11 protein-coding genes are annotated in these 25,279 nt (G+C 62.7%); 2 read left to right on the top strand and 9 right to left on the bottom strand.

Annotated elements, in window-relative coordinates; translation table 11 throughout:
• Positions 1 to 39: 39 nt before the first annotated feature.
• The 9 genes from purF to truA all read right to left on the bottom strand — a co-directional run bounded on the left by purF (position 40) and on the right by truA (position 9,208).
• Positions 40 to 1,557, bottom strand: a complete 1,518-nt coding sequence (gene purF, locus NFH97_RS17445; RefSeq protein WP_045992459.1) for an amidophosphoribosyltransferase — start codon at positions 1,555 to 1,557, stop codon at positions 40 to 42.
• Positions 1,558 to 1,626: 69 nt separating this feature from the next.
• On the bottom strand, positions 1,627 to 2,229 hold the full coding sequence (locus NFH97_RS17440; protein ID WP_071211105.1) for a CvpA family protein: 603 nt from the start codon (positions 2,227 to 2,229) through the stop codon (positions 1,627 to 1,629).
• A complete protein-coding gene (locus tag NFH97_RS17435; RefSeq protein WP_045992458.1) occupies positions 2,229 to 2,906 on the bottom strand; it encodes an SPOR domain-containing protein in 678 nt (225 codons plus the stop codon). Before NFH97_RS17435 ends, NFH97_RS17440 begins: the two co-directional genes overlap by 1 nt.
• On the bottom strand, positions 2,903 to 4,276 hold the full coding sequence (locus NFH97_RS17430; RefSeq protein ID WP_349625237.1) for a bifunctional folylpolyglutamate synthase/dihydrofolate synthase: 1,374 nt from the start codon (positions 4,274 to 4,276) through the stop codon (positions 2,903 to 2,905). Before NFH97_RS17430 ends, NFH97_RS17435 begins: the two co-directional genes overlap by 4 nt.
• Before the next feature lie 3 nt (positions 4,277 to 4,279).
• Positions 4,280 to 5,347 (bottom strand): acetyl-CoA carboxylase, carboxyltransferase subunit beta, encoded by a 1,068-nt coding sequence (accD, locus tag NFH97_RS17425; protein WP_349625236.1) that lies wholly within the window; start codon positions 5,345 to 5,347, stop codon positions 4,280 to 4,282.
• A gap of 73 nt (positions 5,348 to 5,420) precedes the next feature.
• Entirely contained in the window at positions 5,421 to 6,224 is an 804-nt protein-coding gene (gene trpA / locus NFH97_RS17420; protein WP_108133029.1) for a tryptophan synthase subunit alpha, read from the bottom strand.
• A 15-nt stretch (positions 6,225 to 6,239) separates the two neighbouring features.
• A complete protein-coding gene (gene trpB / locus NFH97_RS17415) occupies positions 6,240 to 7,454 on the bottom strand; it encodes a tryptophan synthase subunit beta (RefSeq protein WP_181248630.1) in 1,215 nt (404 codons plus the stop codon).
• Between the two features lie 81 nt (positions 7,455 to 7,535).
• Positions 7,536 to 8,174, bottom strand: coding sequence for a phosphoribosylanthranilate isomerase (locus NFH97_RS17410; protein ID WP_108448848.1), 639 nt, complete (start codon positions 8,172 to 8,174; stop codon positions 7,536 to 7,538).
• Positions 8,174 to 9,208: a tRNA pseudouridine(38-40) synthase TruA gene (gene truA / locus NFH97_RS17405; protein ID WP_222516560.1), complete on the bottom strand. Its 1,035-nt coding sequence runs from the start codon at positions 9,206 to 9,208 to the stop codon at positions 8,174 to 8,176. Before truA ends, NFH97_RS17410 begins: the two co-directional genes overlap by 1 nt.
• A gap of 441 nt (positions 9,209 to 9,649) precedes the next feature.
• Here truA and NFH97_RS17400 point away from each other — a divergent pair, with 441 nt between their 5' ends.
• A complete protein-coding gene (locus tag NFH97_RS17400; RefSeq protein WP_349625235.1) occupies positions 9,650 to 16,273 on the top strand; it encodes an Ig-like domain-containing protein in 6,624 nt (2,207 codons plus the stop codon).
• A gap of 1,188 nt (positions 16,274 to 17,461) precedes the next feature.
• Positions 17,462 to 24,889, top strand: coding sequence for a beta strand repeat-containing protein (locus tag NFH97_RS17395; RefSeq protein ID WP_349625234.1), 7,428 nt, complete (start codon positions 17,462 to 17,464; stop codon positions 24,887 to 24,889).
• Positions 24,890 to 25,279 lie beyond the last annotated feature (390 nt).

Below are 25,279 nucleotides of genomic sequence, written 5' to 3'. Positions count from 1 at the left end.
CCTGCCGACCGACGACGCCCTGCGGTTAGCTGTTGGGTATCAGTCGATATCGTCCTGATTGTGCATGCCGACGAGGGCGTGATCGCCAGCGCTCTGATCCTGCTTGGCGCCATCGTTGCGCGAAGCCTCGAGATCGGACAGGTAGGCCTCGTCGATGTCGCCGGTGATGTACTTGCCATCAAACACCGAACAGTCGAACTCGGCCAGCGCCGGATTTACCTCACGACAGGCCGCCTTCAGGTCCTCAAGGTCCTGGTAAACGATACGATCGGCGCCGATCAGCTCACCCACCTCGGCCTCGCTGCGGCCGTGGGCGATCAGCTCGCTGGCGGCGGGCATGTCGATGCCGTAGACGTTGGGATAACGCACGGGCGGCGCGGCAGAGGCAAAGTATACCTTGTTGGCGCCGGCGTCGCGGGCCATCTGGATGATCTGCTTGCAGGTGGTGCCGCGCACGATGGAGTCGTCGACCAGAAGCACGTTCTTGCCCTTGAACTCGATATCGATGGCGTTGAGCTTCTGGCGCACGGACTTCTTGCGCTGGGTCTGCCCGGGCATGATGAAGGTCCGCCCGATGTAGCGGTTCTTCATGAAGCCTTCGCGATAGGTGACCCCCAGGTGCTGGGCCATCTCGAGTGCCGAGGTACGCGAGGTGTCGGGAATCGGGATGACCACATCGATGTCGTGATCCGGCCATTCACTCTTGATGCGATCGGCGAGCTTGCGGCCCATCTGCAGGCGGGTGCCGTAGACGTAGGCACCGTCCAGCAGCGAATCGGGGCGCGCCAGGTAGACGTGCTCGAAGATGCAGGGGGCAAGCAGCGGACGATCGGCACAGGACTGAGTGTGGTAGTTGCCATCCATGTCGACGAAGATGGCCTCGCCCGGCGCCAGGTCGCGCACCAGCTCGAAACCACCGACGTCCAGCGCCACCGACTCGGAGGCGATCATCACTTCCTGCCCCTCGCCCTGATCGCGGGTGCCGAAGACCACCGGACGGATGCCCTGGGGGTCACGGAAGGCGACCAGGCCCACGCCGTTGATCACCGCCACCGCGGCGTAGCCGCCCCGGCAACGACGATGCACCCGACGCACGGCGTCGAAGATGTCGCCCGGCAGCAGATGGGGCCCCTGCTTCCCCAGCTCATGGGCGAAGACGTTGAGCAGCACCTCGGAGTCCGAGCTTGTGTTGATGTGGCGGAGATCCGAGGAGAACAGTTCCTTCTTGAGCTGCTCGGAATTGGTCAGGTTGCCGTTGTGCGCCAGCGCCAGGCCGTACGGGGAATTCACGTAGAACGGCTGCGACTCGGCCTCGCTGGACGAGCCGGCGGTGGGATAGCGCACGTGGCCGATGCCCAGGTTGCCCTTCAGGCGCGCCATGTGGCGTGTGTGGAAGACGTCACGTACCAGACCGTTGCTCTTGCGCAGCAGGAAACGGCCCTCGTTCCAGGTCATCATGCCCGCCGCGTCCTGACCCCGGTGCTGTAGCACCGTCAGGGCGTCGTAGATTGCCTGGTTAACCGCCTGCTTGGCCATCAGGCCGACGATACCGCACATTCAACTTACCTCATTTACCGTGAAACGCCGCCCGGGGGCCAGCGCAAGAGTCGTCTGTCACTGGCGAAGTCAGAGCGTGCTTGTGGCACCTTGCTTCGCATCGTCGATGGCAGATCCCTCTGCCTCGCCACCGGTCGGCGGCGATGGTTCTGCCTGGGGCAGCTCGCGCAGGGACTCGGGAAAGTCCGGCAGGCTGCCCTCGAAATCACTCAGTTGGCCAAGGCCCCAGTCGCGCAATTGCTCGAAGTGGGGGCGCACGCTGGCATCCTGCCAGGCCGTCAATTGATCCAGCGGGGTAAAGCCGATCAGCAGCGTGACCAGGGTCAGCACCGCTGCCGCCTTCACCCCGCCGAACAAGGCGCCGGTCAGGCGGTTGAGAAAGCCTGCGCCGGCCCACTCCACCGCCGCCTGGATCATCCGTATCAGGATGCCGCCGAGCAGGATCGTGATCACGATGATCAGGATAAAGGCCACGATAAGCCGGCCATCCGGACTGTCGATCCAGTTGCCCAGCACCTCGGCCACCGGCTCGGCGAACATGCGTGCCGCCAAGAGCGCCACGATCCAGCTGGCCAGGCCCAGCGCCTCACGCACCAGGCCACGGACGAACCCCGCCGCCACGGCCAGCGCCAGCACGGCGACGAAGACCCAGTCCACCCATGTCACCAGCATCAGCTATCCACCTTGACCAGAAGCCCCTGCAGATTTTCCCGGGACTTGAGCTCGCTCATCACGCCCTCGGCGTCCTCGGACGCCCCGAAGGGGCCCACGTAGACCGTGGTCAGCGAGTTGTTGCGCTCACGTGAGTAGGCGGGGTAACCCTGGTCGCGCAGCTTCTGCATCAGGCGCTGGGCGTTGCCGGCCTCGCCGAAGCTGCCCACCTGCACCGCCCACTCACCGCCTTCCACCGCGGTGGGGCCGCTCGTCGTACGCTGTTCGGCCTGGCGCGCCAGGGCGGCGATAGGATCTTCCCGGGGCTGGCTGGCCTCGGGTGCCGGTTCGGGCTCGGCCTGGCGCTCGGAGGACGCCTGTTCGGCCACCTGCTGCGCCGGTTCAGGATCCACCTGCTGTGGCTGGCTGGACTCGGAGGGTTCGCTCTGGCCCTGGTCGGCCTGCGAAGCATTGCCCTCGCCAGGGGCAACCGGTGCCTGAATCTGCCCAAGCCCTTCTGGCGGGGTGGGCTCAGGCACGTCGCGGCGCTCCACATCCACCGGCGGGTCGATGGTCAGCACCGGGTCCGGCCGCTGCTCGGGGGATTCGGGCTCATCAAACAACATCGGCACGAAGATGACGCCCAGCGCCACCACGATAATGATCCCGCTGATCCGCTCACGCATTCCGTATTTCATGTCGCTCCCTCGATGACGCCACCGCCACTGGACTGGCGGCTCCATCTCGCCAGTATGGCAGCCACGGTGAAGAAGGATCCCGTCACCAGTACACGATCTGCCGGCTCGACGCACGATTCGAGCCAGTCGGCGCCGTCATCGACGCTATCGGCGTGGTGAAGGATGGTGCCACCTTGATGTTCGATGCGTGCCGCCAGGTCGGCTGCGCTACGTCCGCGATCGCCCTCGAGCGTCACCGGAAGCCAGGCGTCCACCACCGGCGACAGCGCGGCGATGACCCCCTCGGCGTCCTTGTCCACGAGCATACCGATCAGACACAGGGTCCGCCCCTGGACCTCCCTTTGCACTTCACGCCGTTCGACCAGTCGCCCGGCCAGGTAGTTGGCGGCGTGAGGGTTGTGGCCCACGTCAAGGCACCAGTTACCGCGCCACTGCATCCGCCCGGGAAGATGCACCTCGGCCAGTGCCTGGCGACAGGCGTCTGGATCGAGTTCACCAAGGGCCAGCCACAGTGCCTGCAGCGCAGAAGCGGCGTTATCCAGCGGCAGCCCGGGATCGCCTAGTCGTTCCAGGCCGACCGGCTGGCCTTGCGCTTCGCTGCCGCGCCACGACCAGCCGCCCTGTTCTCCATCAGGTCCTGCACAAGGTGCTGCGTGAGGGCCTGCATGGATGCCCGAATGGGCGAAGGCCTCGCCGAGCGCAAAGATCGGCGCACCCAGGGAACGGGCATGGTCGGCAACGCTCGAGGGCAGGTCACGACTGCCCAGCACCGCCGGACGCCCGGTACGCATGATCCCGGCCTTCTCGCGGCCAATGATGGCAATATCGTTGCCCAGGAAGGCGGCGTGGTCCTGAGCCACGGTGGTCACCACGGCCACATCCGGATCCACCACATTGACCGCATCCAGGCGACCACCGAGGCCAACCTCCAGCACCGCCAGCTCGGGCTGGCGCCTGGCGATGGTCCACAGCGCGGCAAGGGTACCGACCTCGAAATAGGTGAGACTGACCGGGGATGGCGCGAGCCTGGCCTGCTCCACCGCGACGAAGCCTTCGATCAGCACCTCGTCGCTGGCCTCGCTGGCGTCCAGCCGAAGGCGCTCGTTGTAACGCACCAGATGGGGCGAGGTGTAGGCCGCCGTGGACAGCCCATGGGCCCGTCCCAGCGCCTCGAGCATGGCCACCGTGGACCCCTTGCCGTTGGTGCCGGCGACGGTGATCACCCGGCGTGCAATCGGCCGCTCGGTCAGACCGAGACGCTGTGCCACACAGGCGACCCGCTCGAGGCCCAGATCGATGCCGACGGGGTGGGCGGCCTCGAGTCGGGCGAGCCAGCTATCCAGCGTGGTGGGCAGACCGTCGTTGTACATGGGCTAGCGCGGCGTGTCCTGGGTGCGTTCGCCGTCCTTCGGCTCCTCGCCTTGGGCAGCATCGGCTTCATCGCTGTGCGTCTGCTGCTCGGCCGTCTCCGGCGCGTGCTCGGCCTGGGCGCCTTCACTGTCTGCCATGGCCACCGCCAGGTCACGCTCGGCGGCTTCGGCGGCGTCCACCAGGTCGGGCTCACTGTCGTCGGCGATACCTACCGCAGGTTGATGGGTCAGCTTGCGCAGCACCCCACCCAGCCGCGAACGCATCTCGTGGCGATGGACGATCATGTCGACGGTGCCGTGTTCGAGCAGGAACTCGCTGCGCTGGAAGCCTTCGGGCAGCTTCTCGCGCACCGTCTGTTCGATGACCCGAGGACCGGCAAAGCCGATCAGGGCGTTGGGCTCGGCCACGTTGAGATCGCCGAGCATGGCCAGTGACGCCGACACGCCACCGAACACCGGATCGGTCAACACGGAGATATAGGGCACGCCGGCCTGCTTGAGGCGCTCAAGCGCGGCGGAGGTCTTGGCCATCTGCATCAGCGAGAACAGCGCTTCCTGCATGCGCGCACCGCCGGATGCGGAGAAGCACACCAGCGGCTGGCCCTCTTCGAGAGCGATAGTGGCGGCACGCACGAACTTTTCGCCGACCACGGCCCCCATGGAGCCACCCATGAAGGTGAACTCGAAGGCCACCGCGACCACCGGCAGGCCATCCAGCGAACCGCGCATGGCGATCAGGGCGTCGTTCTCGCCGGTGTCCTTCTGGGCCGCGGCCAGGCGGTCCTTGTACTTCTTGGAGTCACGGAACTTGAGACGATCCACCGGCTCGAGGTCGGCGGCGATCTCTTCTCGACCTTCCTCGTCGAGGAACCAGTCAAGGCGCTTGCGCGCGGTCAGGCGCAGATGGTGATCACACTTGGGACACACGTTGTGGTGCTTTTCGAGTTCGGGCAGGTAAAGCACCGACTCGCACTTGGGGCACTTACGCCAGAGACCGTCCGGAACGCTCGCCCGGCGGTCCTTGCGCTGAATGCGGCCCACCGAGGGCACAATCTTGTCTAGCCAGCTCATGTCAGAAGTCTTCCGTTGCTACGGTCGCCGGCGGTGGCCGACGACAGGGTCGAATCTCTTCCCCGATCGCCTCTCAGGCGTCCAGGGCCTGGCGTATCTCTGTCATCACCGCCTTCAATTCGGCGATGGCCTCGCGGGGAGCGTCACAGTGCTCGGCGATGCGTGAGACCAGGGCACTGCCGACGATGACGCCATCGGCAACCTTTGCCACTTCCGCGGCGGAGGCGCCGTCGCGGATACCGAAACCGACACACAGGGGCAGGTCGGTCAGTTCGCGCAGCGGCGCCAGATGGGCCGCCACATCGTCGGCGTTGAGGCTCGCCGAGCCGGTCACTCCCTTGAGCGACACATAGTAGAGATAGCCATGCGCGTGGGCGCATATTGTAGCGGCACGCTCTGGGGAAGTGGTAGGGGCGACAAGAAAGATTGGCGCCAAATCCTCGGCTTCCAGCAAGGGCCCCAGTTCATCGGCCTCTTCCGGCGGCATGTCCACCACCAGCACGCCATCGACGCCGGCCGCCCTCGCCTCCCGGGCGAAGCGCTCGATACCCAGGCGCTCGATGGGATTGAGATAGCCCATCAGCACTACTGGGGTGTCGTCGTCCTGACGCCGAAATTCGGCCACCATGGCCAACAGGTCGGTCAGGCGGGTGCCGTGCTTCAAGGCACGCTCACAGGCCTTCTGGATGACCGGGCCATCGGCCATGGGGTCGCTGAAGGGGACCCCGAGCTCGATGATGTCGGCGCCGGACTCTACCAGCGCGTGCATGTAGTCGACGGTCACCTCAGGGGTGGGATCTCCCCCGGTGATGTAGGGAACCAGCGCCTTGCGACCCTGATCGGCGAGAGAACGAAAGCGTTTATCGATACGAGACATGAAATTCTCTAGCTCCTACAGGTCGATTCCGTCGATCTTGGCAACGGTGAGGATGTCCTTGTCGCCACGCCCGGACAGGTTGACCACGATGTTCTGGTCCGGCGACAGGGTCGGCGCCAGCACCTTGGCGTGGGCCAGGGCGTGGGCCGATTCCAGCGCCGGCATGATGCCCTCGACGTGGGTCAGCTCACGGAAGGCCTCGAGCACGGCGTCGTCGTTGGCGGCCACATAGTTGACCCGGCCGACGTCCTTCCACAGCGCGTGTTCGGGTCCGACACCGGGGTAGTCGAGGCCCGCCGAGATCGAGTGGGTATCGCTGACCTGGCCGCCCTCGTCGGACATCAGGTAGGTGCGGTTGCCGTGAAGCACGCCGCGGGGCGCGCCGGAGGCCAGGGGCGCGGCGTGACGGCCGGTCTCGACCCCGTCGCCGCCGGCTTCGACGCCATACATCTCGACGCCGTCGTCCTCGACGAAGGGATAGAACAGCCCCATGGCGTTGGAGCCACCGCCGACGCAGGCGATCAGCGCGTCAGGCAGCTTGCCGAACTGCTCGAGCGACTGGCGCCGCGCTTCACGGCCGACCACCGCGTTGAAGTCACGCACCAGTTGCGGGTAGGGATGCGGCCCCGCCACGGTGCCGATGATGTAGAAGGTATCGTCGACGTTGGTGACCCAGTCGCGCAGCGCCTCGTTCATGGCATCCTTGAGCGTGCGGGTGCCGGAAGTCACCGGAATGACGTTGGCCCCCAGCAGGCGCATGCGATAGACGTTGAGCTTCTGACGCTCGGTATCGGCCTCGCCCATGTAGACGTCACAGCGCAGGCCCAGCCGCGCCGCAACCGTGGCGGTCGCCACGCCATGCTGGCCGGCGCCGGTTTCTGCGATCACCCGGGGCTTGCCACTCTTCTTGGCCAGCAGCGCCTGGCCAATAGTGTTGTTCACCTTGTGGGCGCCGGTGTGGTTGAGATCCTCGCGCTTCAGCCAGATCTGGGCACCGCCAAGCTGCGCAGACCAGCGCCGGGCGTGATAGAGCGGCGACGGCCGACCGACGTAGTGCGCCAGGTCGTGGTCAAATTCGGCCTGAAAGTCAGGATCATCCTTGAGGCTTTCGTAGGTGCGGCTCAGATCGTCCAGCGCAAAGCTCAAGGTTTCCGAGACAAAGCGACCTCCGTAGGCCCCATAGTGCCCCCGAGCGTCAGGCCATTGGGTCAGTTCACTGAACTTGCTCACGTCGGACTCCTTGCGGATAAACTGGCTGAATAAAAAGTCGGTGATGGTCGCTCGCTACCGGGCGTGGGGCCTGCTGCCGCGTCAGCGGCGGGCGTCGCCCTGCCCCACGGCGCGCATGAAGGCCTGCATGCGCTCTGGATCCTTGGCGCCCGGCGCGCTTTCGATGCCCCCGGAGACGTCGAGGGCGAAGGGCCTCACCCGGTCAATCGCCTCGGCGGCGTTGTCCGCCGACAGGCCACCGGCGAGGATAACAGGTTTTGCCAGCGACGACGGGATGCGCGACCAGTCGAAAGTGTCACCGGTGCCGCCGGGCACGCCTGGGCGATAGGCGTCCAGCAGCAGTGCCTGGGCGCCGGCGTAGGTGCGTTCGGCCTCGTGCAGATCGAGGCCGTCGCGCATTCTCAGCGCCTTTATATAAGGGCGCGCAAAGCGCTCGCAGGCCTCGGCGCTCTCGCTACCGTGAAACTGCAGCAGGTCGAGACACGGCAGTGCCCTTTCGATGGTCTCGTCGTCGGCATCGACGAACAGCCCCACCCGGGTGACGAAGGCCGGCACCCGCGCCGCGAGTTCTGCCAGCCGCTCCAGGCTGACCGCCCTCTTGCTGCCGGGCCACAGCACAAAGCCCAAGGCATCGGCGCCCAACGCCACGGCGGCGTCGATATCCTCTTCGCGGGTAAAGCCGCAGAACTTGACGCGGGTACGGTGCGCGGAAGCGATCATCAGGACTCCTTGTCCGCGGCGTGCGCCGCCGAAGCGCCGGCAGGTCCTTCAGCGAAACCGTCGCCGAGCCCGTCGCCGAGCCCGTCGCCGAGCCCGTCGGCGAGCTCTTCGGCACGTACCGCCCTGCGCGTCTCGGCGATCGGACGTCCGCGGCGAAACTCCACCATAGGGCAGTCCGGCAGCGGGCGCTCTCCTGTCCACTCCCCCAGGAAGGCCAGCAGATTCGGCCCCAAGGGTTCGGCGGGCAGTTGCCACTCGGGGTCGTACAGGGTGTCGACGAAGTGCAACCCACAGCCTGGCGCCGTCACATCGCTCTGCTTGCGATCCTTGAGTGCCATCAGTCGCGCGATGTAGTCTGTGCCCTGCTCACCCCGTCCCACCGTCACCAGCGCGCCGACGATGTTGCGCACCATGTGGTGCAGGAAGGCGTTGGCCTGAAGGTCCACCACCACCAGCGGGCCGTGGCGGTGTACCTCGATAAAGTGCAGGTGGCGCCAGGGCGTCTTCGACTGACAGCCGGCGGCACGAAAACTCGAGAAATCGTGCTCGCCGACCAGCGCCTGGGCGGCCTCGTGCATGGCGTCGGCATCCAGCGGGTCGCGGCACCAGGTGGCGTTGGCACGCTCCAGCACCGGGCGGCTCGGCTGGTTGAGGATGACGTAGCGATAGCGCCGGCCCAACGCCTTGAAGCGGGCGTGGAATTCGTCGGGCACCTCGCGAATCCAGCGGATCGCCACATCCCGGGGGAGGTTGGCGTTGCCGCCGAACACCCAGGCCTTCTCGGAACGCTCCACCGGCGGGTCGAAGTGGGCGATCTGGCGGGTCGCGTGCACGCCTGAGTCGGTGCGTCCGCTGCAATGCAACGTGATCGGCACACCCGCCACCTTGGCCAGCGCCTTCTCCACCGCCCCCTGCACCGACGGGGCGTGCTTGAGCCGCTGCCAACCGCAATAGTGGGTACCGTCGTACTCGACGCTGAGCGCCAGACGACCCTTGAGGGGGGTACGTTCATCGAGATGGTGAAAGAAGGACATACGACCTGCTGAATACAAGATAATCAATAGAGGCAACCAGATCCGCGCTCCACAGCCGAATCTGCACCGCTGGCGCTAGTCGGCCATTATCGCCTATCCGCGTCGCGGCAGCCAGCCGTGCGCACAACTGGCGTTTTTCGCGTACAAACCAGGACCGGCTCATTACCATTTTTACCCCCCAGCCATGGCAGCGAACCCCGCATCACGACATCGTCTCAAATACCGCCCGATATCCAATGTAAGGAAAAACCCTTTTAGGCAAAAAAAAGACGAAAAGGTCTTTAAAAACCATCCCACATTTCGGGCATTCAGCCCCCCTCTGCCACCCTCTACTCTGAATCCCTTGCACCCGCCCATGAGTACAATGTCGCCATCTTTTTTCCTTGCATACGTTTAACAAGCCCCGCCTTCCCTAACGGCATCCATGCAAGGAATTACCCAATGAACTTCAACACCGATTCATCATTGAATCAGTCCACTGCCGCCACACTGCTGGCGCAGGACAGCACCACCCAGGTCACCGCCCTGGCGCTGCTGGATGAAGATGGCTTGCCCAATGGCATTCCTGGCGGCCCACAGGATGCGGCTGGCCAGGACACCGTGGCAACCGGCACCCTGGGCTATAACTTCGGTGCCAACGGCCCAGCCGCGACCCACCCCTTTCGCTGGGAAACCACCGGCCTTCCTTCACTGACATCTGGCGGCGAGGCCCTTTCCTATCAGGTTTCCGCAAGCGGCCGGACCTTGTCCGCCTCCACCAGCGATGGCACCACCCTGCTTCAGGTCAGGCTGACCGATCTTGCCTCAGGCAGCTACAGCGTCTCGCTGCTCGGCCCGATCGATCATCCCGACGCAACCATCGAGAACAACCTGATCTTTTCGGTCTACTACACCATCACCGATGGTGATGGTGATAGCGCCACTGCACGCCTGGGCGTGGATATCGACGATGACTCGCCGACCACCACCGTTATCGCGCCCTCGAGCCTGGAAGCCGGCGATACCGTCACCGGTACCTGGTCACAGCAAGGCGGGGCCGACGGCGTCGCCGATACCGTCGTCAACCTCCAGGCCGACGACAACGAGTATCCGCTCGGCACCCCGATCGATACCGGCAAGGGCATCTTGACCGTCAACCCCAACGGCACCTGGAGTTTCAGCGCCGACAACGATGCCAGTGGCGCACTCGATTTCAACATCACCACCAAGGATGGCGACGGTGACAGCTTCAGTTCCAGTGCCCACATCGTCATCTCCGGCGGCAATGGGATAGGTCCCACCACCCCCGAGACGGATGGCAATTCTGCCACCGTATCGCCCAAGGCGGTGGTCGATGAAGATGGCCTTCCCGGCGGCATCGCCGGTGGCATCAATGACTACCCGGGCGAACGCACCATCGCCACCGGCCGGCTACGCTATGACTTCGGCGATGACGGCCCTGGCGGCTTCACCTGGAGCACCGCCGGCCTGCCGGTACTGACCTCCCAGGGCAGCCTGGTCAGCTGGGCACTCAGCGCAGACGGACGCTCTCTTCTTGGCACCAGCGCCAGCGGACAGCAGGTCCTCTCGATTGAACTGAGCGATCTTGCCGCCGGCACCTACCGGGTCGACCTGTTCAAGCCGCTGGATCACCCCCGAGCCGATGTCGAGAGCGACATCAACTTCAGCGTCGGCTACACCATCACCGACGCCGACGGCGACAGTGCGCAGGGCATCCTCCGCGTTACCGTGGATGACGACATGCCAGTGCCGGGCGACGATGCCGCCGCAGGCGACAACAGCGGACCCATCACGGTTGACGTACTGGACAACGACAACTTTGGCGCCGATGGCCCCGGCGAGCTCACCAGTGTCACCGTCCAGGGCGGCCCGGATGTTGGCACCGCCACCATCAACCCTGACGGCACCCTGACCTTTGTTCCCAACCCTGGCTTTACCGGAAACGCCACGATTGACTACACCGCCACCGATGGCGATGGCAGCACCGTTACCGGCAATCTCAGTGTCGGGGTCGCGGACGGCGGTGGCACAGGCACAGGCCCCACCACGCCGGAAACCGATGGCAATCCCGACACCACCCCGCCAAAAGCGGTTCTCGACGAGGACGGCCTGCCTGGCGGCATCGCCGGTGGCATCAATGACGTGGCTGGTGAACGGCTCGCGGCGATCGGCTCGCTGGGCTACGACTTTGGCAGCGACGGCCGCGGCAGCTTTAGCTGGAACACCGCCGGCCTCCCCGTCCTGACCTCCGGCGGCAGCCCGGTCACCTGGTCGCTGAGCGGCAATGGTCGTTCACTGGTCGGCTTCAACAACGCGGGTGAGCGTGTCATTTCCGTCCAGCTCACCGACGTTGCCAACGGCATCTACAAGGTGGTGCTGGCCAAACCGCTGGATCATTCCAACCCCAGTGTCGAGAGCGACATCAACTTCAGCGTCGGCTACACCATCACCGACGGCGTCGGTGACAGCGCCTCGGGCAGTATCGCCATTACCGTCGATGACGACACGCCAGTGGCCAACGCCGACATCGCCACTACCGACAACGACGGCTCCGTCACCGTCGATGTGCTCGGCAACGACCAGTTCGGCGCCGATGGCCCCGGCGGCATCACCAACGCCACGGTCCAGGGCGGCGCGGGTGTCGGTACCGTCACCGTCAACCCCGACGGCACCCTGACGTTCGTCCCCCACCCGAACTTCGTCGGCAACGCCAACATCAACTATACCGCCACCGACGGTGACGGCAGCGCGGTCAACGGCAGCCTCAGCGTCCAGGTGAATGATGGCGGCACTGGCCCCACCACGCCGGAGACCGACGGAGATCCGAATACGGCGCCTCCCAAGGCGGTACTCGACGAAGACGGCCTGCCTGGCGGCATCGCCGGTGGCATCAATGACGTGGCCGGCGAACGGACTGCGGCGGTCGGCTCACTGGGCTACGACTTTGGCAGCGATGGCCCCGGCAGCTTTAGCTGGAACACCGCCGGCCTCCCCGTCCTGACCTCCGGCGGCAGCCCGGTCAACTGGTCGCTAAGCGCCAACGGGCTTTCCCTGTTTGGTACGGACAGCAACGGCAATAGTGTCATTTCGGTGCAACTGACCAACATCGCCAGCGGTGCCTACAAGGTGATACTGGCCAAGCCGCTGGATCACTCCAACCCCAGTATCGAGAGCGACATCGACTTCAGCGTCGGCTACACCATCACCGACAGTGCAGGTGACAGCGCCTCCGGCAGTATCGATATCACGGTCGATGACGACATGCCGGTGACCAACGCCGACGTCGCCACCACCGACAACGATGGCACCGTCACCGTCGATGTGCTCGGCAACGACCAGTTCGGCGCCGATGGCTCCGACGGCATCACCAACGCCACCGTCCAGGGCGGCGCGGGCGTCGGTACCGTCGCGGTGAACCCCGACGGCACCCTGACCTTCACGCCCAACCCCGGCTTCGTCGGCAACGCCACCATCGACTATACCGCCACTGACGGTGACGGCAGCACGGTCGGCGGTAGCCTCAGTGTGGCGGTCGGCGACGGCGGCACTGGCCCCACCACGCCGGAAACCGATGGCGATCCCAACACCACGCCCCCCAAGGCGGTACTCGACGAAGACGGCCTGCCTGGCGGCATCGCCGGTGGCATCAATGACGTGGCCGGCGAACGGACTGCGGCCACCGGCTCACTGGGCTACGATTTTGGCAGCGACGGCCCTGGCAGCTTTAGCTGGAACACCACTGGCCTCCCCGCCCTGACCTCCGGCGGCAGCCCGGTCACCTGGTCGCTGAGCGGCAATGGTCGTTCGCTGGTCGGCTTTGACAACACGGGTAGCCGTGTCATCTCCGTCCAGCTCACCGACGTTGCCAACGGCAACTACAAGGTGGTGCTGGCCAAGCCGCTGGATCATTCCAACCCCGGTGTCGAGAGCGACATCAACTTCAGCGTCGGCTACACCATCACCGACAGCGTCGGTGACAGCGCCTCGGGCAGTATCGGCATTACCGTCGATGACGACACACCGGTGGCCAACGCTGACAGCGCCACCACCGACAACGATGGCACCGTCACCGTCGATGTGCTCGGCAACGACCAGTTCGGCGCCGATGGTCAAGGCGCGCTAACCGGTGCCACCGTCCAGGGGGGCGCGACCGTCGGTACCGTCGCAGTCAACCCGGACGGCAGCCTGACCTTCACGCCCAACCCCGGCTTCGTCGGCAACGCCACCATCGACTATATCGCCACCGACGGCGACGGCAGCACGGTCGGCGGTAGCCTCAATGTGGCGGTCGCCGATGGCGGCACTGATCCCTCCACACCCGATAGCGATGGCGACCCCAATACCAACGCCCCTAATGCTGTCGTCGACGAAGATGGTCTGCCTGGAGGCATTGCCGGTGGCGTCGGTGATGTCCCGGGGGAGCGTACCGTGGCGACTGGCTCACTGGGCTATAGCTTTGGCAGCGACGGCCCCGGCAGCTTTGCCTGGAGCACCGCCGGACTGCCTGCCCTGACATCCGGCGGAAGCCCGGTCACCTGGTCGATAAGCGCCAACGGGCTGTCCCTGTTTGGCACGGACAGCAACGGCAATAGTGTCATTTCGGTGCAAGTGACCAACGTCGTCAACGGTAGCTACCGGGTAGTACTGAGCCGACCGCTGGATCACTCCAGTCCCAACGTCGAGAGCGATATCGATTTCAGCGTCGGCTACACCATCACCGACAGCGTTGGCAACAGCGCCTCGGGCAGCATCGACGTCACGGTCGATGACGACATGCCGGTGGCCAACGCTGACAGCGCCACCACCGACAACGATGGCACCGTCACCGTCGATGTGCTCGGCAACGACCAGTTCGGCGCCGACGGCTCCGGCGACATTACCAACGCCACCGTCCAGGGCGGCGCGGCAGTCGGTACCGTCGCGGTGAACCCCGACGGTACCCTGACCTTCACGCCTAACGCCGGTTTCACCGGCAACGCCACCATTAACTATACCGCCACCGATGGCGACGGCAGCGCTGTCAGCGGTAACCTTAGCGTCGCGGTCGCCGATGGCGGCACTGAGCCCACCACGCCAGAAACCGAAGGCTCGGCTCCAGTGGTCGCCGTGGTCGATGAGGATGGTCTACCAGGCGGCAATGCGGGTGGCAATGGTGATGTCGCAGGCACGGCGGTAGTGGTGACGGGGCTACTGGGTTACAGCTTTGGCGACGACGGACCCGCAGCCGGCGGTGGCTTCGCCTGGGGCTCAGACACTTCGGGTCTGCCTGCACAGACATCCGACGGTCAGGATATTCGCTACTTCCTGAGCAGCAATGCCCTGTCCCTGGTGGGCCTTGATCAAGCCGGCAACCGTGTCATCGCCATCGACATCCTCAATACCGCTACGGGTCAGTACCGAGTTGTACTTTCTCAGCCGCTCGACCACCCGATCGCGGGTACCGAGGATGATCTGCGCTTCAACGTCAGTTACACCATCACGGACAGCGACGGTGACACGGCACAAGGCAACCTGGTCGTCGTGGTCGATGACGACTCACCCAGGACTTCAGCGGTCCAGGTCGGTCAGTTGGCCGATGGGGCCACCGCCGACATCAGCTTCTTCGGAGCCGACGGTGCCGGTTCGCTGACCTTCGGTTCAGCACTGGCGGGTACCCAGGTGACCAGTCCGAGTGGCTTGCCGGTCAGAACCTCGAACGGCGACACCCTCACCTATCAGCTGAGTGGTAATGGGCTGACACTCAAGGCGACCACCGCTGGTGGCTTCGTGGCATTCGAGGTCACGCTGGCGTCGGATGGTTCCAGCTACTCCGTCAACGTCTTCGACGACGGCATCGGCCCCATCGGGCAGTCAAGTCTCAACCTTAGCGACGCTACCAAAGAGGTCCTTATCCCGTACCAGTTCCAGGGTGGATCCGGGTTCGGATCTCGCTACCTCGCCTACGAAAATGGCGACGTTGCCCCAGATGTGGTGGTATCCGCCTGGTCGGTAGACGATGGTGGGAGCAGGGCTTCTTACCTGAGGTCCGAGGCGAACGGCGTCGTGGCGGTGGGTAGCGACAACCTGACCGGCGAGAACGAAATCATTCGTATCGATTTTGTCGACGATCTAGCCTTCTCGAGCAATCGTCCCAACTGGGAAGATCATCGTGGGGTGACCTTCTTCAGCGACGTCATGATGCGCGCCGAGAGGATGGAATTCCCCATGCTCGCGATCAAGGCCTTTGGCCTGGCGCCGGATGGCAACGCCACCAGTGGGCATCCCTACGAAGCTGGCCAGGAAAACGTGCTGTCCCTGAGCAGAGGTGATATTCGCTTCTTCGACACGGCAGGCCGCGATATCACCTCGCGCCTGGATATTACCGAGCTGGACGACGGCTCGCTGCGCATCAAGAACATCCCGAGTACTGCTCGCTTCGAGATAACCACCGACCAACCGTTCGAAGCCCTGGAGTTCAAGGGACTACATGACTGGTATGCATTCTCGCTGAGCGGTGACTTTGAATATTCCTGGCTTGAGAAGGGAGACTTGGGAGGAGGCAATGGCGGAGCCCTGACACTGCCGGTTCAAGGAGCCGATGGGGATGGAGACAGGGTCAACGGAAACCTCGAGTTGGCGTTGCCGTCTTCCGGATCGAACACAAGAATAGCGTCGGCTCGCAGTCTTGATACCGGCAACTCCGATGATGGTGACGGCGAAATCTGGGCGGGAGTCGGTGCAGACACCATCGTGTTCCTCTCGGGAGATGAGGGAACGTCCACCAATCCCTCCATGGATGTGGTGAACAACTTCACCCTGGGAGATACCGCGACAAACGCCGATGCGGATACATTGGATCTGTCCGATCTTCTCCACGACGCCAGCGAGGAGGACGTGTCCGAGTACCTTCATGCAAGTCAAGACGGAGACAACACCGTGCTGTCGGTAAAATCGGACGGTGGTATCGGCGCCTCCGGTGCAGGTGCCGACCAGGTTATCACCCTGACCAACGTCCACATGGCGGGAGCCTCCAGCGATAGCTTCCTTAACCAGCTAGTTCAGGATGGACAGCTCGATGTGGAATAATATCGACAGTTAGATGATAATGACGTAAGAGAAACGACGCGCCACTCGATCTATCATCGGGTGGCGCGTTTTCATTCTTCAACCACCATCTTCTAGGCGCTGTCCGAAAAGTCGACGAGCGAAGGTTAGACAAGGAAAAAATCGGTGAGAAAGCGAAGTTTACGGGATTTAAATGAGCATTTTGACCGGGCTGGCACACCAGCCGATTTTTAACGCCGTATTACCGAGCGCAGGCACTTTTCAGACAAGCCCTAATGATCGGCCTCGCCAGCTAGACACAATACTATAGCCGCCCCGTCCGTCATGGCTCCATGCCATGTAAATTTCTCTTCGCATGCCTTCTTCCCACCACTATTGCAAGGAAACAGGCATCGCCGATCGCCATATCCGGTCGAGAGTTTGCACTGCGTATTGTTTGAATAAAAATGGGTTCCTTGCCATTAAAAAAGTGGAACATATCAGGGAGAAAAGTCGTATCGAAGAATGATATCCCAGAATGAGCTTCTGTGCCGTTCAGGCTCCAATGATGACGCTTTTCAGGAAGCGCTACCCGATACCTGAAAGTACCGAAAAGCGCCAACCACCCGATGGACGCAGTCATATAAATCAACAACATATAAAACTAAAGTCTACGTCTACTGGCAACCCACAAGGGCTGCTCGCCGAATCCTGACATCGGTCATCCGGTGTACCAACAGAATTATCCGCCAGAAGCGTCATGAACCGGCTTCCGCCACCCCTCGGGAAGCGATTGAAGGTGATCAACAGATGCAACCCGACCGGCACACTACCATCGATGCCGTACAACTCGCTCCCGCACCGCCTTGGGAGAACACCTCCGCCCAGGAAACCGAATCGACAGCGTTAAACGGCTATTAGCCCCGACATGGTCGCCTCTATCTTCGTTACAACGACCTGCGTAACAACGACCGGCATTACAATGAACAGTGGTGCATATTCCAGCGCCCTCGTGACCGATAAACACCCATGTAAGGAAAAAAACTTTTTGGCAAAAAAGGTCAAAAACTCTTGTAGAAGTCAGCTCAAATTGCTGATGTGTGCTCCCCTGACTCGCTCTACTCTGATTCCCACACACTCGTCCATGAGGACAATGTCGCCCTCTTTTTTCCTTGCATACGTTTAACAAGCCCCGCCTTCCCTAATGGCATTCATGCAAGGAATTACCCAATGAACTTCAACACCGATTCATCATTGAATCAGTCCACTGTCGCCACACTGCTGGCGCAGGACAGCACCACCCAGGTCACCGCCCTGGCGCTGCTGGATGAAGATGGCTTGCCCAATGGTATTCCTGGCGGCCCACAGGATGCGGCTGGCCAGGACACCGTGGCAACCGGCACCCTGGGCTATAATTTCGGTGCCAACGGCCCAGCCGCGACCCACCCCTTTCGCTGGGAAACCACCGGCCTTCCTTCACTGACATCTGGCGGCGAGGCCCTTTCCTATCAGGTTTCCACAAGCGGCCGGACCTTGTCCGCCTCCACCAGCGATGGCACCCCCCTACTTCAGGTCAGGCTGACCGATCTTGCCTCAGGCAGCTACAGCGTCTCGCTGCTCGGCCCGATCGATCATCCCGACGCAACCATCGAGAACAACCTGATCTTTTCGGTCTACTACACCATCACCGATGGTGATGGTGATAGCGCCACTGCACGCCTGGGCGTGGATATCGACGATGACTCGCCGACCACCACCGTTATCGCGCCCTCGAGCCTGGAAGCCGGCGATACCGTCACCGGTACCTGGTCACAGCAAGGCGGGGCCGACGGCGTCGCCGATACCGTCGTCAACCTCCAGGCCGACGACAACGAGTATCCGCTCGGCACCCCGATCGATACCGGCAAGGGCATCTTGACCGTCAACCCCAACGGCACCTGGAGTTTCAGCGCCGACAACGATGCCAGTGGCGCACTCGATTTCAACATCACCACCAAGGATGGCGACGGTGACAGCTTCAGTTCCAGTGCCCACATCGTCATCTCCGGCGGCAATGGGATAGGTCCCACCACCCCCGAGACGGATGGCAATTCTGCCACCGTATCGCCCAAGGCGGTGGTCGATGAAGATGGCCTTCCCGGCGGCATCGCCGGTGGCATCAATGACTACCCGGGCGAACGCACCATCGCCACCGGCCGGCTACGCTATGACTTCGGCGATGACGGCCCTGGCGGCTTCACCTGGAGCACCGCCGGCCTGCCGGTACTGACCTCCCAGGGCAGCCTGGTCAGCTGGGCACTCAGCGCAGACGGACGCTCTCTTCTTGGCACCAGCGCCAGCGGACAGCAGGTCCTCTCGATTGAACTGAGCGATCTTGCCGCCGGCACCTACCGGGTCGACCTGTTCAAGCCGCTGGATCACCCCCGAGCCGATGTCGAGAGCGACATCAACTTCAGCGTCGGCTACACCATCACCGACGCCGACGGCGACAGTGCGCAGGGCATCCTCCGCGTTACCGTGGATGACGACATGCCAGTGCCGGGCGACGATGCCGCCGCAGGCGACAACAGCGGACCCATCACGGTTGACGTACTGGACAACGACAACTTTGGCGCCGATGGCCCCGGCGAGCTCACCAGTGTCACCGTCCAGGGCGGCCCGGATGTTGGCACCGCCACCATCAACCCTGACGGCACCCTGACCTTTGTTCCCAACCCTGGCTTTACCGGAAACGCCACGATTGACTACACCGCCACCGATGGCGATGGCAGCACCGTTACCGGCAATCTCAGTGTCGGGGTCGCGGACGGCGGTGGCACAGGCACAGGCCCCACCACGCCGGAAACCGATGGCAATCCCGACACCACCCCGCCAAAAGCGGTTCTCGACGAGGACGGCCTGCCTGGCGGCATCGCCGGTGGCATCAATGACGTGGCTGGTGAACGGCTCGCGGCGATCGGCTCGCTGGGCTACGACTTTGGCAGCGACGGCCGCGGCAGCTTTACCTGGAATACCGCCGGCCTCCCCGTGCTGACCTCCGGCGGCAGCCCGGTCACCTGGTCGCTGAGCGGCAATGGTCGTTCGCTGGTCGGCTTCAACAACGCGGGTGAACGTGTCATTTCCGTCCAGCTCACCGACGTTGCCAACGGCATCTACAAGGTGGTGCTGGCCAAACCGCTGGATCATTCCAACCCCAGTGTCGAGAGCGACATCAACTTCAGCGTCGGCTACACCATCACCGACGGCGTCGGTGACAGCGCCTCGGGCACTATCGCCATTACCGTCGATGACGACACGCCAGTGACCAACGCCGACGTCGCCACCACCGACAACGACGGCTCCGTCACCGTCGATGTGCTCGGCAACGACCAGTTCGGCGCCGATGGCCCCGGCGGCATCACCAACGCCACCGTCCAGGGCGGCGCGGGTGTCGGTACCGTCACCGTCAACCCCGACGGCACCCTGACGTTCGTCCCCCACCCGAACTTCGTCGGCAATGCCAACATCGACTATACCGCCACCGACGGTGACGGCAGCGCTGTCAACGGCAGCCTCAGCGTCCAGGTGAATGATGGCGGCACTGGCCCCACCACGCCGGAGACCGACGGAGATCCGAATACGGCGCCTCCCAAGGCGGTACTCGACGAAGACGGCCTGCCTGGCGGCATCGCCGGTGGCATCAATGACGTGGCCGGCGAACGGATCGCGGCGGTCGGCTCACTGGGCTACGACTTTGGCAGCGATGGCCCCGGCAGCTTTAGCTGGAACACCGCCGGCCTCCCCGTCCTGACCTCCGGCGGCAGCCCGGTCATCTGGTCGCTGAGCGGCAATGGTCGTTCGCTGGTCGGCTTTGACAACACAGGTGAGCGTGTCATTTCCGTCCAGCTCACCGACGTTGCCAACGGCATCTACAAGGTGGTACTGGCCAAACCGCTGGATCATTCCAACCCCAGTGTCGAGAGCGACATCAACTTCAGTGTCGGCTACACCATCACCGACGGCGTCGGTGACAGCGCCTCGGGCAGTATCGATATCACGGTCGATGACGACACGCCGGTGGCCAACGCCGACATCGCTACCACCGACAACGACGGTTCCGTCACCGTCGACGTGCTCGGCAACGACCAGTTCGGCGCCGATGGCCCCGGCGGCATCACCAACGCCACCGTCCAGGGCGGCGCGGGCGTCGGTAGCGTCGCCGTCAACCCCGACGGCACCCTGACCTTCACGCCCAACCCCGGCTTCGTCGGCAACGCCACCATCGACTATACCGCCACCGACGGTGACGGCAGCGCGGTCGGCGGTAGCCTCAATGTCGCAGTCGCCGATGGCGGCACCGGCCCCTCCACGCCGGAGACCGACGGAGATCCGAATACGGCGCCTCCCAAGGCGGTACTCGACGAAGACGGCCTGCCTGGCGGCATCGCCGGTGGCATCAATGACGTGGCCGGCGAACGGACTGCGGCCACCGGCTCACTGGGCTACGATTTTGGCAGCGACGGCCCTGGCAGCTTTAGCTGGAACACCACTGGCCTCCCCGCCCTGACCTCCGGCGGCAGCCCGGTCACCTGGTCGCTGAGCGGCAATGGTCGTTCGCTGGTCGGCTTTGACAACACGGGTAACCGTGTCATCTCCGTCCAGCTCACCGACGTTGCCAACGGCAACTACAAGGTGGTGCTGGCCAAGCCACTGGATCATTCCCACCCCGGTGTCGAGAGCGACATCAACTTCAGCGTCGGCTACACCATCACCGACAGCGTCGGTGACAGCGCCTCCGGCAGTATCGATATCACGGTCGATGACGACACGCCGGTGGCCAACGCTGACAGCGCCACCACCGACAACGATGGCACCGTCACCGTCGATGTGCTCGGTAACGACCAGTTCGGCGCCGATGGTCAAGGCGCGCTAACCGGTGCCACCGTTCAGGGTGGCGCGACCGTCGGTACCGTCGCAGTCAACCCGGACGGAAGCCTGACCTTCACGCCCAATCCCGGCTTCGTCGGCAACGCCACTATCGACTATACCGCCACCGACGGCGACGGCAGCACGGTCGGCGGTAGCCTCAATGTCGCAGTCGCCGATGGCGGCACTGGTCCCACCACCCCCGATAGCGATGGTGACCCAACCACCACCAACCCCACTGCTGTCGTTGACGAAGATGGCCTGCCTGGCGGCATCGCCGGTGGCGTCGGTGACGTGGCAGGCGAGAACACCGTCGCCAGTGGCACCTTAGGATACAGCTTTGGCACCGATGGTCCTGCAGCCAACGGTGCCTTCACCTGGCGTCTTGCCGGCCTGCCATCCGATCTCGAGACCGCGGATGGTCGTGCGATAACGTTCACGCTTGGCAACGCTGGCAGCACCATTGTCGGTTTTGCCAGCGATGGTAGTGGCGGCACCGAGCAGGTAATCACCATCACCCTGACCGACCAGGCCTCGGGCACCTATCAGGTGACGCTGCACCAGCCGCTCGAGCACTCCCCGGGCAATGGCGAGAACGATCTCGGTTTCTTCGCTGGCTACACTATTACCGATGCCGATGGCAGCCAGGCAAATGGCTTCCTTTCGGTGGTGGTCGATGACGATACGCCCCATGCATCCGATGCCCAGGATGGGCTGCTGGCCTCAGGCACAGTCAACTTTGGCGATATTGCGGGAGCCGATGGCATCAAGTCCGTGCAATTTGGTGCCGGACTGAACGGGGCGGAGGTCAAGAGTGCCAGTGGCGGGATGCTGCTCACGTCTAATGGCGAGAGCCTGACCTACCAATTGAACGGTAATGGCAAGACGCTGCAGGCCAAGACCGCTGGAGGTGACGTGGCGTTCGAGGTGAGTTTGGCGGCGGATGGTTCTACCTACGAGGTAGAGGTCCTCGATGATGGAATCCGAGCATTTGACGGTACCAGCACGCAAATCAGTGACGGTAGCAAACACATTGTGGTTGAGTTCGGAGACAATGGTTCCGGATCCGGGCATCGCTTCGTCGGCTTTGAGGGAACCGAGGGAGCAGCCGATGTTGTGGCATCCGCCTGGACTTACAATGGGCCTCATGCGTCCTGGCTGCGAACTGACGGGGATACACAGCTGGCTGCGGGCCACGATGACCTGACGGGCTTCAACGAGTCGGTTCGACTCGATTTCGTTGACAACCTCCGTTTTACCAACACCGAAGCAAGCTGGGATAACCATCGCGGAATTACCTATATCCGCCAGTTTATCAATACAGAAGCAACTTTTGCCGATATCGAGATCAGGGCCATTTCTTCAGCTGCTGATGGCACCGACACGAGCGGACATCCGGTTGCCGTCAGCGGTCAGGTGCTGGACCTTTCTAGGAGCGATGTTCGCTTCCTGGATAGTGCCGGCAATGACATCACCTCGTCGGTGACGATTGAGGAAAATGCCGATGGTACCATCAACGTGAGAAGCATTCCCGTCGGTGCTCAGCTGGTGCTTACGACCAGCGAGGCTTTTGAAGCGATCGAGTATCGTGGTTTGGATGGCACCCGGCCATTTTCTGTAGGGGACTTTGTCTACGCCGAAGCGGAGGATGCACCGACACTGGCATTGCCACTGGCCGTAACGGATAACGACGGCGATACAGCCGACGGTACTCTGGCGCTGGCTTTGCCGGATGGTGACCAGCTACTCGTCGGCGGCAGCGGCGATGACAGCACCACCGGTGGCAATGGTGACGACGTCATTCTCGGTGATGCCGGCGGTACCCATACCGTGCTCGAACCTGCGCAGAACTACAATGTGTCCTTTATTCTCGACGTTTCACCAAGCATGGGAGAAATGTTGGAAAACGGGCAATCACGCTTCAAGGTGGCTATCGAAGCGCTACGAGCCCAGCTTACCGAACTGGCTTCTTTCGAAGGGACGATCAATGCCCAGATCGTGACGTTTGGTGGAAAGTTTTCTCCTTCGATAGATTTTAATGATCTATCAGTAGAGGACTTGGATGACGTCAATGAATTTCTCGATAGTCGAGTGGTTATTAGTTCAACCAATTATGAGCAAGCGTTTAATGTCGCTAACGACTGGATGACGACTGTTAGTCAAGAAGGTTTCAACAACGTTGCCTACTTCATGACAGATGGAGACCCTGTATCTCATAATGATAATGGTAATATTGGTGTATCTGATGCAGGGAATATCACCACTCTGAAAGATATTGTCAATTCAATCGAAGGATACCAGCCGTTGGCAGCCATCAGTCGGGTGGAGGCGATCGGGGTAGGCGACGACACCAATCTTGAGGTGCTGAAGATTTTCGACAACACCTCGAATGATGAGTTGAAAATGGTGCCCATTCCCCTGGATGCCGGCACATCGGTAGGCAGTGCGGAATTTCTTGCGTCATTCGATACAGGAGATACAGGAAGGCTCGCATCCATCGATAATTGGGCGTTGCAGACTGCCGATGGTGGAGTAACCATCGAAAGCACCTCGATCGGCACCTATCTACGCATTCGGGACAATGGCACAGGTGATGGCAGCACGATCGTCACCAGTGACGCTTTCGTCGTGAATGAACCTGCCGGTGTCAACCAGTTCTATAGCGTGTCATTTAACTTCGTGACCGACACCGCAAACGACCTGGAACAGGAAGGAAATATAAACGACAACTTCTCCTGGGCGCTGCAGACGCAAAATGATGAGGGAGGCTGGAATGCCGTTGCCACGGGGTTAAGATTTCGCTCGGGTAATATCAACAATAGCACTACTCAGATTGTGGCCAACGGGCTGGAAGGAGGCACCTATAGGCTACAGTTCGAGGTGGAGAACGCTAGAGGGGAGTTCTTCACCTTGTACGTGCAGGATATCTCACTCGATCTTCAAAGCTACACAGACGACCAGCTTGTGCCGGCCGGTGAGGTATCCATAATCAACACCGCCGAGGAGTTTGCAACGGCGCTGGACGGTGGCTCGTCCTTCGATCAGCCGGCGGATCTCGGCGATGACGTTCTGGCGGGCGGTGCTGGCGACGACGTAATTTTTGGCGACGAGATCAACCCGGCGGGTGTCGGAGGAGAGAGCGGAAGTGGCTTTGCCGGACTGGTCGACTACCTGACCACGCAGAATGGCGCCGAGCCCACCAGGGATGAGACGGCCGCCTTTATCCGGGACAATGTCGATGCCTTGGCCAGCGGATCGCGCAGCGATGGTGGTGACGATCAGCTATCCGGTGGGGCGGGCGACGACATTCTGATCGGCGGAAGCGGAAACGATGTGCTACTCGGTGGGAGTGATAGCGATCTGCTGATCGGTGGTGGCGATAACGATCAGTTGACCGGCGGTGCCGGAGCCGATGTCTTTGCCTGGGGGTTGGATGATGCCGGTAGCTCGGCCACGCCGGCACGGGATACCGTGACCGACTTCACCGTCGGTGAGTTTGGCGTCGATGCCGATGCCGATCGGCTCGATCTTGCCGACCTTCTCCAGGGTGCCGACGAGAACAACCTCGCAGACTACCTGCAGGCCAACCAGGACGGAGACGACACCGTGCTGTCCATCAGCAGCGAGGGTAACCTCGCCGCCGGAGGCGGAAACGCTGACCAGGTGGTCGTTCTGATCGGCGTTCAGATGGGAGCAGATGGGGACACCTTCCTGCAGAACCTGCTCGACGATGGCCAGTTGAAGGTCAACTAGGGCAACGGAGGGAAAACGGGGTGGGCGGCCCGCCGCCCACCCACTGACAACAACCCGATGGCAAGCATTGGAAAGAACTGAAAATAGCGTCGACAAGTATGACCAGACCCACAATGGCTGGCCATCTCATTCAGCCGGCGCTCAAAGCCTGAGTCCTGTTGTGTACAGGGTTCAGGCTTTTCGTTTCCGCCTGAGGCGTTCGTGGTTGTCACCATGGGTGCACTGGAGGCAAGCCCGCTGCGACGGTTCCATCGTGGCGAACGGATTCAGGTGAATAACCTCGGTCTTCAGGATTCAGACGTAGCTCTCCAATTCGCACCCCCAGAGCAGAAGCAACCTCCGCTTCTTCGACACGGCCGCAATCGATTTCTCCTCGGGTCTGGGCATGAC

Source organism: Halomonas sp. SCS19, from assembly GCF_040147015.1.
GTDB lineage: Bacteria > Pseudomonadota > Gammaproteobacteria > Pseudomonadales > Halomonadaceae > Halomonas > Halomonas litopenaei.
This window is presented reverse-complemented; position numbering and strand designations above follow the sequence as displayed.